This is a genomic window from Neisseria sp. P0021.S006, from assembly GCF_051956895.1.
In genome coordinates, this window is record NZ_JBQCWZ010000530.1 from 1 (window position 1) to 916 (window position 916).

Annotated in this window: 1 protein-coding gene; it reads right to left on the minus strand. The window is 46.3% G+C overall.

All coding sequences use genetic code 11. The features are described 5' to 3' along the window. The coding region (locus tag ACTHUM_RS15485) for a type II secretion system F family protein (RefSeq protein WP_440403353.1) at positions 1-791 on the minus strand (791 nt) is incomplete at its 3' end. Positions 792-916: the final 125 nt, after the last annotated feature.

Genomic DNA, 916 nt, shown 5'->3' on the forward strand with positions numbered 1-916 from the left:
ATCAGAGCATCGATTCGTTTTTGGAAGGTAGGCGATTTTTCATGGAGTTTGTACAGGCCGAAGGCGGAAACAATCAAAAGGATGATCATAATCCAGCCGTAATCGACGAATAAATCAGACAAGCTCATGACGAGTTGGGTAAGGCCTGGCAGCTCTGCACCCATATTGGCATAAACTTCTTTAAAGGCTGGCAGTACAAACATCATCATGATGAAGATAAGCGCGATGGCCACCACGATAATGGCAATCGGGTAGGTCAGCGCGGTTTTAACCTTTTTCTTAATGGCTTGGGTTTTTTCTTTATAGACAGCCAGTTTGTCCAATAGGCTTTCCAGTACGCCGCCGGACTCGCCTGCGCTGACCAGATTGCAATAGAAACGGTCGAAATATTTTGGATATTTAGAGAACGATTTACCCAATGCGCTACCTTGTTCGACATCGGAGCGAACCTGCATCAGCATTTCGGTCATGCTCGGATTGGAGTGGCCGCGTGCAACGATTTCAAATGCCTGCATCAGCGGTAAGCCTGCCTTCATCATTGTTGCCAGTTGGCGGGTGAACACAGTAATGTCTTCTTGGGTAATACGGCGTTTGCGTGCGGTTTTGACTTTGCTGATACGCAAAGGGCGAATGCCTCTGCGTTGGAGTTTTTTGCGTGCTTCTTCTTCGTCTTTGGCAACTACTTCACCACGAACAAGACGTTCGGTCTCGATGTTTTTTCCTTCAAATGTAAAACGCTTGCCTTTGCTTCTTGAGCCGAACAGACTTCTTTTTTGCTCTGCTTGAGCCATGAGTTATCCCTTGTTAGTAAGAAATAAAGCGGACTGTTTCCCCGTGCCGCTTTATTTTAATTTTCGAAAATATGGCAGTTTAGTCATTGGTATGGGCAGTCACTTCTTCCAACGAAGTCAGGCCC